The following is a 13,962-nucleotide window of genomic DNA, read 5'->3' as shown; positions in this document are numbered from 1 at the left end:
GGGGTCAGGGCATCTCGAACCAGATCATCGGGTTCCGCGCGGTCCCGCGCGCCCCGGTGATCCCGAGCTCCGCCCGGACGGCGTCGAGCTCGCCGAGGGTCGGCCGCGCGGCCGGTCGGGCGGCGGTGAACCACTCGACGCCGCGCTCGTCCAGCCAGCGGACGACCTCGGAACCCTCGGTCCAGGGGCGCACCCAGCGCAGGTGGAACACGTCGTGCACCGAGGTCGGCGTGCCGGAGGCGATCCGCGGGAACAGGGTGTCCAGGTACCAGCGGGCGAACCGGCGTCCGTGGTCGGCGTCGACGAACAGGTAGCCGGTGTCCGGCGGGACCCGGTCGACGGTGTCCCGCAGGTCTCCCTGGTGGAACGTCCAGCGGCCGTCCGCGAGCGGGGCCGGGACGGTGCGCCGCGCGTGGTCGACCCGGTCGAACGAGTGCAGGTGCCCCCCGGGTGGATGGGCGAGGTCGTTGTCGCGCAGGGCACTCAGGATCCAGGTGGTGGACCAGCCGTGGAAGGTGCCGATCTCGACGACCTGCGCCGGCCGGTGGTGGCGCAGCAGCAGGTAGGTCAGCTCGGCCTCGACGTCGTCGAGCTGGGGGGTGACGGCCTCCGGGTGGGCCGCGAGGAACTCCTGCTGCTGCGCGACGACCGCGGCGAGCGCTTCGGCGTGGGTCCGGTACAGGTCGGAGAGGAACTCCAGGCGGTCGGTGGTGCGCACGAGCCGGAAAGTTACCGGCTCACGCCCCCCGTCCGGAGTAGTGGTCGCTGCGCGCCCGGCTGAGCAGGCCGGCCCAGTCGGTGACGTCCGGACGCCGGCGCAGCACCGCCCGCCGTTCCCGCTCGGTCATCCCGCCCCAGACGCCGAACTCGACCTGCTGGTCCAGTGCGTGCGCCAGGCACTCGGTGCGGACCGGGCAGGCGAAGCAGAAGTCGCGGGCCTCGCGCTGCGGGGCGCCGGTCACGAACAGGTCCTCGGCGTCGGCGGCCCGGCAGCGGGCCGCGGCCCGCCAGTTCCAGACCGGGCCGGACGCCCGGCGCCCGGCGGCACGCAACCGGGGCCGCCCGGTCCGGCGGCCGGCGTCGATCGGGGTGACGTTCTGCTCGGTCATCTGTAGCCCCTCGGCGGTCCGGGCGGGCTCTCCCAGCGGCCCGCGCTCGCACCGTCGATTCTCGGAACCGGAGGTGGTCGGGGGCAGGTCGCAAAACTACGCAACCCGGGGGACGTCGACCTGACGGATTCCTGACCTGATCGCCCGTACCCTTGCCTCTCGTGAGGTTCCCCCGCCGCCTGCTCCGGCCCCTCGGCGTGCTCGCCGGCCTGTGCGTCCTGCTCGGTGTGGTCACCGCCGGGATGGCGTTCCCCCTGGTCGGTGGCGCGGGCATGCTGTCCAACGAGGCGGGCGACAGCGTCACCTCGACGTCGGTCGACCTGGTGAACAACCCGGCTCCGCAGACGACCACGCTGACCGACTCGGACGGCAAGCCGATCGCCTACCTGTTCGACCAGAACCGGACCGAGGTCCCGAACGAGCAGATCTCGCCGGCGATGAAGGCGGCGATCCTGGCGATCGAGGACCGCCGGTTCTACGACCACGACGGGGTGGACTGGCAGGGCACGCTGCGGGCGGTGGTCGCGAACTCGGCGTCCGGGGACGTCGTTCAGGGCGCGTCGACGCTGACCCAGCAGTACGTCAAGAACTACATGCTCTACGTCGAGGCGCGGACCGAGGCCGACCGGCTGAAGGCCACCGAGCAGACACCGGCGCGCAAGCTCAAGGAGGCGCGGATCGCCCTGCAGCTGGAGCGCCAGCTGCCCAAGGAGGAGATCCTCAACCGCTACCTCAACATCGTCTTCCTGGGGAACGGGTCGTACGGCGTCGCCGCGGGCGCGCGGACCTACTTCAACACCACCCCGGACAAGCTGACCGTCCCGCAGGCTGCGCTGCTGGCCGGCATGGTGCGTTCCACGACGCAGTTCGACCCGGTGCAGAACCCGGAGGTCGCGACCCAGCGGCGCAACCTGGTGATCGAGCAGATGCGCCAGCAGGGCATGATCGACGACGCTCAGGCGAAGGACGCGGCCGCATCCCCGCTCGGCGTGGCGGATCCGCTGGTCCGGGTGCCGAACGGCTGCAACGGTGCCGGTGACATGGGCTTCTTCTGCAAGTACGTGGTGCAGTACCTGACCGAGGCCGGCTTCTCCGAGCAGCAGATCACCCGTGGCGGCTACACGATCAAGACCACGCTGGACCGCCGCGCGATGGAGGAGGTCAAGCGCTCGCTCGACAAGGAGGTCGCGCCGGACGCTCCGAACGTCGCGAACGTGATGTCGCTGGTGCAGCCGGGCCAGGAGGAGCACCGGGTGCTCGCGATGGGCTCCAGCCGCACCTTCGGGTTGAACGCCGACGAGGAACAGACCAGCTATGGCCTGCCGTACCAGCCGGTCAACCTGGGTGCCGGGTCGACGTACAAGATGTTCACCGCGGCCACGGCGCTGGAGAAGGGCCTGGGCATCAACTACTCGATGCAGGTGCCGCCGTCCGGCTACGCCTCGCCGATCTACGTCGACGGCGGCGGCCGTCCGATCCCGGTCGCGAACGCCAGCGAGGGCCTGCCACCCCGGCTGAGCATGACCGACGCGCTCGCCCAGTCGCCGAACACCGCGTTCATCAAGCTGGAGGAGTTCACCGGGGTCCCGGACGTCGTCGACATGGCGGTCCGGCTCGGAATGAAGTCGCTGGCCACGACGCCGTTCGTGGACCCGGCCACCGGCGAGCGCACCGACCGCTCGATCGCCGAGGTGACCAAGGCGCAGAAGCTCGCGTCGTTCACCCTCGGTGTGACGCCGACGAGCGTCCTGGAGCTGGCGAACGTCGGCGCGACGTTGTTCTCCGGCGGCAAGTGGTGCCCACCGACACCGATCGACACGATCACCGACGCGAACGGTGCGCCGGTGCCGATCACCGAGGAGGGCTGCCAGCAGGCGGTCGAGCCCGGCCTGGCGAACACGCTGGTCCACGGCCTGAGCAAGGACGACATCTCGGGCACCTCGGCGGCCGCGGCGCGCGCCGCCGGCTGGAACCGGCCGATGGCCGGCAAGACCGGCACCACCCAGCAGCACAAGTCCGCGGCCTTCATGGGCGCGGTGCCGGAGATGTCCGGTGCGGTGATCACGTTCGACAACTCGGACTCGCCGCGGCCGCTCTGTGACGGCGGCAGCGGCCCGTTCGCCTGCGGTGAGGGCAACATCTTCGGCGGCAAGACGCCGGCCCGGACCTGGTACGGCGCCCTGACCCCGTTGCTGGCCGGCACCCCGCCGACGCCACTGCCACCGACCGACCCGCGCTACCTCGAGGGCGGTGCCGAGTCCCGGATCCCGGACGTCGTCGGCCGCTCGGAGCGGGCCGCCCGCGGCGAGCTGGAGGGTGCGGGTTGGCAGGTCAGCACCCGGACCGTGGACAATCGCGCCGACGAGGGGACGGTCGTCGGCCAGGAGCCGCGTGGGGCGGCGCTGCCCGGTGAGCAGGTCACGCTGCAGGTGAGCAGCGGTTCGGTCCCCGCGCCGCCGCCGCTCCCGGGCGCCGCGCCGCCGGCCGCCCCGCCCCCGCCCGCCGGGGGCGGTGACGGGCCGCCTCCACCGGACGGCGGCTGACCCGCGCCGCCCGGCCCACCGCGCCGGACTCACCGCGTGCCGGAGCGCCCACGCAGGACGCTCCGGCTGTACGGCGGAGCCGTCGCCGCCGGTCACCCGTCCGGGGGCGGTCCGCGGCACACCGCGCTCCGAGGGGGACGGTCGGCCCGCCGGGCCTTTAGCATGCCCGGATGGCGGTGCGGTGGAAGGTGAGGCGTGCCTCCGCGCAGCCCCCCGCCGACGACCGGCGTTGGGGCGTCGCGAGGCTGGTCGCGGAGCGCGCCGCCGAACGCGCAGCCCTGGAGCAGCGAACGCCAGGAGCCGTCGACGACGGCGCCGCGCCTGCCGCCTCGTCCACCGGCTCGCCCCCTGAACCTGCGGCGCCGACGCGTGTCGAGTCCGAGCCCGAGTCCGAACCCGAGGCCGGGTCCGAGTCCGGGTCCGCCGCGGGACCGGAGGGCTGCACGGACGGCCCCGTCCCTGGCCCCCGCGCCCCGATCCCCCCGGACCGACCACTGCGCACCCCGGCTCCGCCGTTCCCACGCCGCGCCCCCGGGAGCCCACTCCCCGGCCTGCCCACGCCGCGCCGCCCGCGCTCCGCAACCTCCACCCCCGGCTCGGACCGCCCTGCCGGCTCGGACCGCCCTGCCGGCTCGGACCGCGCTGCCGACTCGGACCGCGCTGCCGGCTCCGACCGCCCTGCCGGCGATCGTGGAGCCGGCACCACCTACCGCCCACCCGTGGTGTCGGCCCGCCCGCGGGTCGATCCCGAGCCGGGGCTGGTCGGCTTCTCCCGACTGACCCGCGGACGCACTGGCGCCCGGGCGTTCACCGTGTTCTTCGTGCTCGTCTACCTGGTCATCGCGATCCAGACGCTGTCGACGATCCTCTGATCCACCCGGCCGCCCGGTCCGCCGGACCGTCGGTGCGCCCGACTAATCTGGTGGGGACGGACGGACGGGCAGCCGGCCCGCCGGCGATCCGGAGGAGGTGACCGGCGATCGCATCCCCCGCCTCGCCGCGGTCCGCCTCCACCGCGCACCGCGTCTCCTCGGTACTGGCGATCCCGGCCTTCCGCCGGCTGTGGTCGGTCACCGCGCTGACCTCGACCGGCGAGTGGATGTCGCTGCTGGCGCTCACGTCGCTGGCCACCCACCTCACCGCGAGCTCCGGGTACACCGCGCAGAGCTTCGCGCTCGGCGGGGTGGTCGCCACCAAGTTGATCCCGTCGCTGGTGTTCGGCCCGCTCGCCGGGGTCCTCGCCGACCGCTTCGACCGGCGCAAGGTGATGGTCACCTGCGACCTGCTGAAGTTCGGCCTGCTGGCGTCGATCCCGTTCGCCGGGTCGCTCTGGTGGCTGCTGGTGGTCACCCTGCTGATCGAGCTGTGCACGATGTTCTGGATCCCGGCCAAGGACGCGGCGGTGCCGAACCTGCTGCGGCGCCCGGACCAGATGGAGGCGGCCGCCCAGCTCGGCCTGGTCGTCACCTACGGCGTCGCGGTGCTCGGCGGGGCCGGGCTGTTCGCGCTGGTCACCAAGCTGGCCCCGCTGGTGGACGAGGGCAGCCCGATCGCCGCGGTGAACGTGGCGCTGTTCCTCAACTCGTTCGTGTTCCTGTTCTCCGCGGTGGTGGTGTTCTTCCGGATCCCCGAGATCTCCGGTCGCACCGCGGTCGAGGACCGCCGGGACGCGCCGCCGTCGATGCTGTTCCTGCTCCGGGACGGGTTCCGGTTCGTCGTCGACACCCCGCTGGTGCGCGGGCTGGTGATCGGCATCGTCGGGGCCTTCACCGCGGGCGGCGCGGTGATCGCCACCGCGAAGCTCTACGCGGCCAGCCTCGGCGGCGGTGACGCGGCGTACTCGGTGCTGTTCGTCGCGGTGTTCGGCGGGCTCGCGATCGGGATGGGCCTCGGGCCGCGGCTGGCCCGGCGCCTGCCGCACAACCGGCTGTTCGGCACCGCGATCGTCGCGGCCGGGCTGTCGCTGATAGTGGTCGCCGTCGCAGTGCACCTGTTCATGGCGATCGCGGCGGTGATGTTCGTCGGCGGGTTCGCCGGGATCGCGTTCCTCACCGGGCTGACGATCATCGGGACCCAGGTCGCGGACGGGATCCGCGGCCGGATCAACGCGTTCGTCCAGTCCCTGGTCCGGTTGGTGCTGCTCGGCTCGATGTCGGTGGTGCCGGTCGTCGTCGGGGTCGTCGCCACCCGCACGATCACCATCGGCGGCTCGGACTTCCTGGTCGACGGCACCCGGTTCGTGCTGGCCGGTGGCGGGATCGTGGCCGCGGTCGTCGGCGCGTTCGCCTACCGTCAGATGGACGACCGCGGCCTGGAACCGCTGGTGAAGGACCTGGTCTCGGCGTTGCGGGCGGGCGAGCGACGGACCGGCGAGGGCGTGCTGATCGCCGTCGAGGGCGCCACCCCGGCCGAGACCGTGCAGCACGCCCGGCGGCTGGCCGGCACGCTGCGCGAGCGCGGACACCGGGTCCTCGAGTCGGGACCCGGTGAGCAGGACGCGGCCCGCTGGGCCGCGGCCACCCGGGAGGCAGACCTCGCCGGGCTCCGGGCGAAGGCCCTCGCGGCCGCCGCGGTGCGCGCCGACCTGGTGGAACGCGTGGTGCGCCCGGCGCTGGACGGTGGCGCCGTCGTCGTCATGGACCGGTTCATGACCAGCCCGCTGGCCCGCTTCGGTGCGGCCGCGGAGCAGATCGGGTCCGGACCGGACGACGGAGAGCTCGAACACCTGGCCCGCTGGGCCACCGGCGGGCTCCGCCCGGACCTCTCGGTGCTGCTGGACCGCGCCCCGGAGGACTCCCCGGCGCCCGCGGTGGCCGGGGTGGAGCACGCCCGGGTGCAGCGGTTGCTGACCCGCGCCGTCGCGAGCGAGCCGCAGCGGCACGTGGTCGTGGACGCCGACGGCACCGAGGACGAGGTCGCCGCCCGCGTCCGCGACGGGGTGCTGCCACTGCTGCCCGCTCCGACCGGCGGTGAACCGGCACCGGAGACCGGCTCCGACGGCGCCGCGGTCGCGCGCACGCAGCCGCAGGAGGGTGGGGCATGACCGTCTGGGACGACGTCGTGGGCCAGCCGGCCGCTGTCACCGAGCTGGACGCGGCGGCATCGCAGGAGTCGGCGATGACGCACGCCTGGCTGTTCACCGGGCCACCCGGCTCGGGGCGGTCGAACGCCGCGCGCGCGTTCGCGGCCGCGCTGCAGTGCCCGTACCAGGGATGCGGCGAGTGCCAGGCGTGCCGCACCGTGCTCGCCGGGACGCACTCCGACGTCCGGGAGATCAACCCCGAGGGCCTGTCGATCTCGGTACGCGAGATGCGTGACCTGGTGCAGATCGGCGCTCGGCACCCGTACACGGGCCGGTGGCAGATCGTGATCATCGTTGACGCCGACCGGCTCACCGAGGGCGCCTCGAACGCCCTGCTCAAGGCGGTCGAGGAACCGTCGCCGGAGACGGTGTGGCTGCTGTGCGCACCCTCCGACCACCCGGAGGACGTGCCCTTGACCATCCGCTCCCGGTGCCGGCCGATCTACCTGCGCAGCCCGTCGCCGGAGGCGGTCGCCGGGGTGCTGCGCGAGCGGGACGGGATCGACCCCGACCAGGCACAGTGGGCGGCGTCGGTGTGCGGCGGGCACGTCGGCCGCGCCCGGCGGCTGGCCCGTGACCCGCAGGCGCGGGCACGCCGGGAGGCGATCCTCGCCGTCCCGACCGCGCTGCGCCGGCTCGGCGACGCGTTCCACCACGCCGACGCGCTGATCCGCTCCGCCGAGGGCGAGGCCGACACGCTGCGGGCCTCCCGGGACGAGGCCGAGCGCGAGGAGCTCGCCGTCGCGATGGGCGCCGGGGGCACCGGGAAGGGGGCCGCCGCGGCCGCCCGGTCGGCGAAGGCCGCGGAGAAGGACCTGGAGAAGCGACAGAAGAGCCGGGCCACCCGGACCCAGCGGGACGCCCTGGACCGGGCCCTGGTCGACCTGGCCGGCTTCTACCGGGACGTGATCGTCAGCGCGTCCGGTGCACCGGTGCCGCTGGCCAACCCGGACCGCGAGCGCGAGATCCGGACCGCGGCCGCCGAGTGGGGCGCGGAGTCGGCGTTGCGGCGGCTGGAGGCGGTGCTCGCCTGCCGCGAGGCGCTGGCGCAGAACGTGAAGCCGCGGATCGCGGTCGAGGCGATGATGACCGCGTTGTACCGGGGCTGACACCTGGGGGGCTCCCGGGACCGGTGTGTCGGCTCGCTACACTGGATCCGCACCACGCCGCCTTAGCTCAGTCGGTTAGAGCGACGCACTCGTAATGCGTAGGTCGGGAGTTCGACTCTCCCAGGCGGCTCCGCCAAAACCCCTGGTAGCACCGCTACCGGGGGTTGTCTGCTGTTCGGGATCCTGTCGCTACGTACCCTTCGCCCGTCGAGAGGGAGGGCGGGGGCCGCTGCCGATGGTTGCAGAGCGTGACGTCATCCGCCGCTTCCCCGCCTGGGGATTCCGGCCTTCGCACTGTCGCCTGCCGATCGGCCGGCGTGGGACCGTGCGGATCGGTGCCGGAGCCCCGGCCCACGGTGACGGGAGGGATCGAGCATGTTGCTCAGCGGGGTGGACCACATCGCCTGTCTGACCCACGATCCCGCGCGGCTCGGAGACTTCTACCGGGCGGTGTTCGACGCCGAGATCGGTTCCACCCGGTCGCACGGGCAGCGCGGGGAGGAGACGATGACGGTGATGCGGATCGGGCCGCACACCGAGCTCAACGTGTTCACCGTGCCCGACAGCGACGAGGCCGACCGCCAGACGCCGATGTGGCACCGCGGACGCCTGGATCACTTCGGGCTGCACGCGTCGTCCTACGCGGCGTTCGCGACGATCCGCGAGCGGCTGATCGAGCACGGTGCTTCCGACGGCGCGATCAACGACTTCGGGTCGGCCTACAGCATGTTCTTCCGCGATCCCGACGGCCTCGAGGGCGAGGTGCTCGTGCCGAAGGCGGCCGACGGCTCGCACCCGGTTCCGGGCGCGAGCTGACGCCTCAGAAGAACCCCTCCCGCTGTTCCCGAGCAGCGAGACCGCGAGGTTGCCCGAGATCGGTGCTCAGGCGCGCCGCCGTCGCGAGCAGCGGCTCGAGCACGTCGGCCCGGAACTCCTCCGGTGTCGCCCGCGCGACACTCGTCGACGAGACCAGCGCGGCGACCACGGATCCCGAGTGATCGCGGACCGGTACCGAGATGGAGATCAGCTCGGCGTCGAGCTCGCCGTCGACGAGGGACCAGCCCTGGGAGTGGACGTCACGCAGGATGCCGCGCAGGGCTTTCGGGTCGGTCACGGTCCGGTCGGTGTAGGCCGGGGCCCCGGCGCTGAGGACGCGCTCGATCTGCGGTTCCTCCGCCCAGGCCAGCAGTACCCGGCCCATCGAGGTCGCCGCGGCCGGCAGCCGGGTGCCCGGTGAGACGTCGATGTTCATGATCCGCCGGACGCTGACGCGAGCGATGTAGACGGCCTCGGTGCCGTCGAGCACGGCCAGCGACGCGGATTCCGCCGTCGTCTCGGAGAGCCGGGCAAGATGCGGCTCGGCGACCTCGACGATGGAGTTCGTCGAGGTGAAGTGCTGCCCGAGCGACAGCACGCGGGGCGTGAGGCGCCAGCGGCCGTCGACCGGTTGTACGTAGCCGAGGTGCTGGAGCGTCAGCAGGATGCGCCGCACCGCCGGCCGGGACAGCCCGGTGACCTCGGCCAGGTCGGTGGACGTGGGGCGGGGGCGGTCGGCGTCGAACGCGTGGAGGACGGCGAATCCGCGCTCGATGCTCTGGATGTGGTCCCGGCCCTCCGGGGCGTTCCGACGGTCATCCATCGAGTCGCTCACCCTCTCAATGCAGTGGAATCGAGTCACGTTCATGGTGTCTTCACGCGTTGACGGCCGGCCGAGGTCCCGTCACGATGTCTTTCGAACGCAGTGCGTTCCGCTCGTACGCCAAGCGTACAGAAAGTAGGACTGATCAATGGCGATCGACCCGCGAGAACTGCGGCGGTGCCTGGGCCACTTCACGACCGGCGTCACCGTGATCACCTGCCAGGGTGCCGACGGCGTCCCGCACGGTGCGACCGTGAACGCCTTCACCGCCGTGTCGCTGGAGCCGCCGCTGGTACTCGTCTCGCTGGACCGACGGTCGAAGCTCTGCTCGCTGGTGGAGCAGAGCCCGTTCACGGTCAACGTGCTCGAGTCCGAGCAGAAGGACCTGGCGCTGCACTTCGCCGGCAAGCCCAACCAGGACGTCGAGTGGCTGCCCGACAGCGAGTGCGGCGCTCCGCGGCTGGGCGGGGCGCTCGCGCACGTCTCGTGCACTCCCTGGCAGCACTACGACGGCGGGGATCACGTGCTCTACCTGGGTGAGGTCCAGGACTTCGTGATGCACGACGGCAAGCCGCTGCTCTTCCACACCGGCAAGTTCCACCACCTGGGCGGGGACCACGACCCCCTGCTCTGGGGCGATTCCGCCGACGGTCCGTCCGGCCAGGCATGGATCCAGCAGCCTGCCGCGGGCTGAGCCCCCTTCCACCGCTTCGCGCGCCGGAGACCGAGACAGCACCGTAGACACTCGAAGGAGTCGACGATGACGCTTCAACAGGATTCCGTTCCCACCCCCACCGCCGACGACGGCCGCGCGACCCGGCCGATGACAGGCGACGAGTACGTCGAGAGCCTGCGCGATGGCCGGGAGGTGTTCCTCTACGGTGAGAAGGTCGACGATGTCACCACGCATCCGGCGTTCCGCAATGCGGTGCGGATGACCGCGCGGTTGTATGACGCGCTGCACGACCCGGGCAAGCAGGACACGCTCACGGTGCCGACCGACACCGGTAGCAGTGGGGTCACGCATCCGTTCTTCCGGACCCCGCGCTCGGTGGAGGACCTGCAGAAGGATCGGGACGCGATCGCAGAGTGGGCCCGGATGACGTACGGGTTCATGGGTCGCTCGCCTGATTACAAGGCCAGCTTCCTGGGCACGTTGGGCGCCAACTCGGACTTCTACGACCCGTACGCGGCGAACGCGCGGCGCTGGTATGAGGAGTCGCAGGAGAAGGTGCTGTACTGGAACCACGCGATCATCAACCCGCCGGTGGATCGGCACCGGCCGCCGGACGAGGTCTCCGACGTGTTCATGCACGTGGAGGAGGAGAACGACCGGGGTGTCGTGGTGTCCGGGGCGAAGGTGGTGGCGACCGGGTCGGCGATCACGCATTTCAACTTCCTGGCCCATTACGGTCTGCCGATCAAGAAGCGGGAGTACTCGCTGGTGTGCACGGTGCCGATGGGGGCGCCGGGGATGAAACTGATCTGTCGGCCGTCGTATGCGCAGCAGGCGAACACGATGGGGAGCCCGTTCGACTATCCGTTGTCGTCGCGGATGGATGAGAACGACACGATCTTCGTGTTGGACCGGGTGCTGATCCCGTGGGAGAACGTGTTCATCTACGGGGATCCGGAGAAGGCCTCGACGTTCTTCCCGGGGTCGGGGTTCCTGCACCGGTTCACCTTCCACGGGGTGACCCGGCTGGCGGTGAAGCTGGACTTCATCGCGGGGTTGTTGATGAAGGGGCTGGAGGTGACCGGCACCAAGGACTTCCGGGGGGTGCAGACCCGGGTGGGGGAGGTCATCGGCTGGCGGAACATGTTCTGGGCACTGTCGGATGCGATGTGTGCGAACCCGGACGAGTGGGTCGGTGGGGCGAAGCTGCCGAAGCTGGACTACGGGTTGGCGTACCGGTGGTTCATGACCCAGGGGTATCCGCGGGTGCGGGAGATCATCATGCAGGATCTGGGGGCGTCGTTGATCTATCTGCCGAGCCATTCGGCGGATTTCCTGTCGCCGGAGGTGCGCCCGTATCTGGACAAGTATGTGCGGGGTTCGCACGGTGTCGAGGCCGTGGATCGGGTGAAGCTGATGAAGCTGATCTGGGACTCGATCGGGTCGGAGTTCGGGGGCCGGCACGAGCTGTACGAGCGCAACTACTCGGGTAACCATGAGGGTGTGCGGGCGGAGTTGTTGTTCAATGCCGAGCAGTCGGGTGCGGCGGAGGCGATGAAGGGGTTCGCCGAGCAGTGCATGTCGGAGTACGACCTGAACGGCTGGACCGTGCCGGACCTGATCAACCCGGGCGACACGTCCGTCATCGGGCGCCGCTGAGACGCTCGCACCGCTGGTGAGCCGGTCGGCGTCCCGCGGAGTTCGCGGCCGATGTCCTGGCCGGCGGGCCGGGAGCGAGCGCGGTCGTGGTCGGTGCGAACTTCACCTTCGGTCATCGCGGCGCGGGCGACCTCGGCGTCCTCCGGCAGCGGGGCGCCGAACAGGGGTTCACCGCCCACGGCGTGCGGCTGCTGACCGCGGTGTGAACCGCGCGCTCGGGCCGACTCACCCGTCGACCGGGAGCTCCATGCAGTCGGCCGCGCATCCGGTCTCGGGCTCGGGCGCTGCCGGGGCCGCCGCGGGTCGGTGCAGCACGGCCCGCTCCGGCTGCACGACGACCAGCTCGTCGTGCAGCCCGGCCGTGCCGTCCACGATCAGCGAGTACCCCTCCGGTGCCAGGGGCGGCCACAGCAGCGTGACGGCCGCGTCCGCGGCGACGTGCACCCTGCTCGTCGCACCGGCGCCGGACACCGCGATCCGGTCCTGGGACAGGGCGATCTGCACCCGCCCCACGTGCGGACGGGGGCCGGCCCCGGACGTCAGCAGGTAGGCGATCGGGAGGTCGCGGATCGTCGCGGCGAGTTGTTCCGGGGCGACCCTGATGCTCATTCCCGCAGGGTAGACCTGGATCCCCGGAGACCGGTGGTGTCAACAGTTCGGGTCGTGGTTGTCCCGACCCTGCATGCACGGCTCGCCGGAACTGTTCATCGGGGCGTCGGGCGCGCATGATCCCTCGGCTCGCTGTCCACTTTCCGCACACTGCCGACAGGTGTGAGCACCGTCATGCTGGGGGTTCCGGACAGAGCGGTCGGGACCGGCCGCTGATCGAGATCGTTTGGAGCATCTGTGAGCCGTCTGCGTTTCGGTACCTTCCTGGCGCCCTTCCACAAGCCCGGTCAGAACCCGACCCTGGCCCTGCAGCGCGACCTGGAGCTGGTGGAACATCTCGACCGGCTCGGCTACGACGAGGCGTGGATCGGCGAGCACCACTCGGCCGGAAGCGAGATCATCGCCTCCCCGGAGATCTTCATGGCCGCGGCCGCGGAGCGGACCCGGCACATCAAGCTGGGCACCGGGGTCACCTCGATCTCGTACCACAACCCGCTCTGGGTGGCCGACCGGATGGTGATGCTGGACCACCTCACCCGGGGCCGCACGATGCTCGGCTGCGGTCCGGGCTCGCTGCCCACCGACTCGTCGATGATCGGGCTGAACCCGACCGACACCCGCGAGCTGCTCGAGGAGAACCTCGACATCATCATGCGGCTGCTGCGCGGGGAGTCGGTCACCCGCCGGACGGCGACGCACAACCTGGTCGACGCCCAGCTGCAGCTGCGCCCCTACACCGACCCGTGCTTCGACATCGCGGTCGCGGCGGTGGCCTCGCCGACCGGGCCGCGGATGGCCGGCAAGCACGGCGTCGGGCTGTTGTCGATCGGTGCCACCCTGACCCAGGACGGGTTCGACGCCCTGGCCCACCACTGGAACGTGGTCGAGGAGCGCGCCGCGCACCACGGGCAGCCGGCTCCGGACCGGGACACGTGGCGCCTGGTCGGGCTGATGCACATCGCCGAGACCCGGGAGCAGGCGTACAAGGACGTCGAGTACGGCATCGAGCACTGGTTCAACTACTTCCAGAAGGTGGCCGCGTTCCCGCAGATGGCCGTCGGCGACAGCACCGACGTCAAGGGGATGATCGACTTCATCAACCAGGCCGGGATCGGCGCGATCGGCACCGTCGAGGACGCGAAGGCCCAGGTGCAGAAGCTGGCCGACCAGTCAGGCGGGTTCGGCGCGTTCCTGCTGCTCGGGCACGAGTGGGCCAATCCGGCAGCCACCAAGCGCTCCTACGAGCTCATCGCCCAGCACGTCATGCCGGAGTTCCAGGGCCAGGCGCAGGGCACGATCGCGGCGAAGAACCGGGCCTCGGACACCCGCGAGGCGCACGCCCGGAGCCAGCTCGACGCCGTCGACCACATGAGCAAGAAGTACGAGCACGAGCGCGGCGCCACCGGCTGAGGCGCGTTCTGTGGGTTGATCGGCGTGTCGGCGCACGACATGAAGGTGCCCCTGGACAGGCTGGTGATTGCTGAAGTCGCCGACCTGTCAGGGGCGCCGGTCATGTTGCCTGCCGAGGATCTGTTC

12 protein-coding genes, 1 tRNA gene and 1 pseudogene are annotated in these 13,962 nt (G+C 71.6%); 10 read left to right on the top strand and 4 right to left on the bottom strand.

Annotation, left to right across the window (positions count from 1 at the left end; translation table 11 throughout):
- Positions 1-4 precede the first annotated feature (4 nt).
- Entirely contained in the window at positions 5-718 is a 714-nt protein-coding gene (locus ACLFMI_RS05625; protein ID WP_410946646.1) for a class I SAM-dependent methyltransferase, read from the bottom strand.
- 19 nt (positions 719-737) lie between these two features.
- Positions 738-1,109 (bottom strand): WhiB family transcriptional regulator, encoded by a 372-nt coding sequence (locus ACLFMI_RS05620; RefSeq protein WP_410946645.1) that lies wholly within the window; start codon positions 1,107-1,109, stop codon positions 738-740.
- A gap of 161 nt (positions 1,110-1,270) precedes the next feature.
- Here ACLFMI_RS05620 and ACLFMI_RS05615 point away from each other — a divergent pair, with 161 nt between their 5' ends.
- From ACLFMI_RS05615 to ACLFMI_RS05590, 6 genes are all read left to right on the top strand, one after another.
- Positions 1,271-3,652 (top strand): penicillin-binding protein, encoded by a 2,382-nt coding sequence (locus ACLFMI_RS05615; protein WP_410946644.1) that lies wholly within the window; start codon positions 1,271-1,273, stop codon positions 3,650-3,652.
- Between the two features lie 719 nt (positions 3,653-4,371).
- Positions 4,372-4,524, top strand: a complete 153-nt coding sequence (locus ACLFMI_RS05610; protein ID WP_410946643.1) for a hypothetical protein — start codon at positions 4,372-4,374, stop codon at positions 4,522-4,524.
- Between the two features lie 107 nt (positions 4,525-4,631).
- Complete coding sequence (locus tag ACLFMI_RS05605; RefSeq protein ID WP_410946881.1) at positions 4,632-6,695, top strand: bifunctional MFS transporter/dTMP kinase; 2,064 nt, start codon at positions 4,632-4,634, stop codon at positions 6,693-6,695.
- Entirely contained in the window at positions 6,692-7,843 is a 1,152-nt protein-coding gene (locus ACLFMI_RS05600) for a DNA polymerase III subunit delta' (protein WP_410946642.1), read from the top strand. Before ACLFMI_RS05605 ends, ACLFMI_RS05600 begins: the two co-directional genes overlap by 4 nt.
- Positions 7,844-7,899: 56 nt before the next feature.
- A tRNA-Thr gene (locus tag ACLFMI_RS05595) sits at positions 7,900-7,973 on the top strand.
- Between the two features lie 245 nt (positions 7,974-8,218).
- Positions 8,219-8,659: a VOC family protein gene (locus ACLFMI_RS05590; protein ID WP_410946641.1), complete on the top strand. Its 441-nt coding sequence runs from the start codon at positions 8,219-8,221 to the stop codon at positions 8,657-8,659.
- Between the two features lie 4 nt (positions 8,660-8,663).
- Here the strand turns inward: ACLFMI_RS05590 and ACLFMI_RS05585 are convergent, their stop codons facing one another.
- Positions 8,664-9,482, bottom strand: a complete 819-nt coding sequence (locus ACLFMI_RS05585; protein ID WP_410946640.1) for an IclR family transcriptional regulator domain-containing protein — start codon at positions 9,480-9,482, stop codon at positions 8,664-8,666.
- Between the two features lie 148 nt (positions 9,483-9,630).
- Here ACLFMI_RS05585 and ACLFMI_RS05580 point away from each other — a divergent pair, with 148 nt between their 5' ends.
- The 3 genes and pseudogenes from ACLFMI_RS05580 to ACLFMI_RS05570 all read left to right on the top strand — a co-directional run.
- A complete protein-coding gene (locus tag ACLFMI_RS05580; protein ID WP_410946639.1) occupies positions 9,631-10,176 on the top strand; it encodes a flavin reductase family protein in 546 nt (181 codons plus the stop codon).
- A 66-nt stretch (positions 10,177-10,242) separates the two neighbouring features.
- Positions 10,243-11,817: a 4-hydroxyphenylacetate 3-hydroxylase family protein gene (locus ACLFMI_RS05575; protein WP_410946638.1), complete on the top strand. Its 1,575-nt coding sequence runs from the start codon at positions 10,243-10,245 to the stop codon at positions 11,815-11,817.
- A 41-nt stretch (positions 11,818-11,858) separates the two neighbouring features.
- Positions 11,859-12,023: pseudogene (locus ACLFMI_RS05570) on the top strand (cytidyltransferase); the annotation flags it as partial.
- Positions 12,024-12,042: 19 nt separating this feature from the next.
- On the opposite strand, the gene ACLFMI_RS05565 reads toward ACLFMI_RS05570, so the two are convergent.
- Positions 12,043-12,426: a hypothetical protein gene (locus ACLFMI_RS05565; RefSeq protein WP_410946637.1), complete on the bottom strand. Its 384-nt coding sequence runs from the start codon at positions 12,424-12,426 to the stop codon at positions 12,043-12,045.
- Between the two features lie 237 nt (positions 12,427-12,663).
- Between ACLFMI_RS05565 and ACLFMI_RS05560 the strand changes: the two genes are divergently transcribed.
- Complete coding sequence (locus ACLFMI_RS05560) at positions 12,664-13,836, top strand: LLM class flavin-dependent oxidoreductase (protein ID WP_410946636.1); 1,173 nt, start codon at positions 12,664-12,666, stop codon at positions 13,834-13,836.
- Positions 13,837-13,962 lie beyond the last annotated feature (126 nt).

This window comes from Pseudonocardia nantongensis (genome assembly GCF_046546495.1).
Taxonomy (GTDB): Bacteria; Actinomycetota; Actinomycetes; order Mycobacteriales; family Pseudonocardiaceae; genus Pseudonocardia; species Pseudonocardia nantongensis.
This window is presented reverse-complemented; position numbering and strand designations above follow the sequence as displayed.

Coding starts and splice junctions, on each gene's coding strand:
- ACLFMI_RS05590 (WP_410946641.1), top strand. CDS start 8,219: ATGTTGCTCAGCGGGGTGGACCACATCGCCTGTCTGACCCACGATCCC.
- ACLFMI_RS05600 (WP_410946642.1), top strand. CDS start 6,692: ATGACCGTCTGGGACGACGTCGTGGGCCAGCCGGCCGCTGTCACCGAG.
- ACLFMI_RS05575 (WP_410946638.1), top strand. CDS start 10,243: ATGACGCTTCAACAGGATTCCGTTCCCACCCCCACCGCCGACGACGGC.
- ACLFMI_RS05580 (WP_410946639.1), top strand. CDS start 9,631: ATGGCGATCGACCCGCGAGAACTGCGGCGGTGCCTGGGCCACTTCACG.
- ACLFMI_RS05620 (WP_410946645.1), bottom strand. CDS start 1,109: ATGACCGAGCAGAACGTCACCCCGATCGACGCCGGCCGCCGGACCGGG.
- ACLFMI_RS05565 (WP_410946637.1), bottom strand. CDS start 12,426: ATGAGCATCAGGGTCGCCCCGGAACAACTCGCCGCGACGATCCGCGAC.
- ACLFMI_RS05585 (WP_410946640.1), bottom strand. CDS start 9,482: ATGGATGACCGTCGGAACGCCCCGGAGGGCCGGGACCACATCCAGAGC.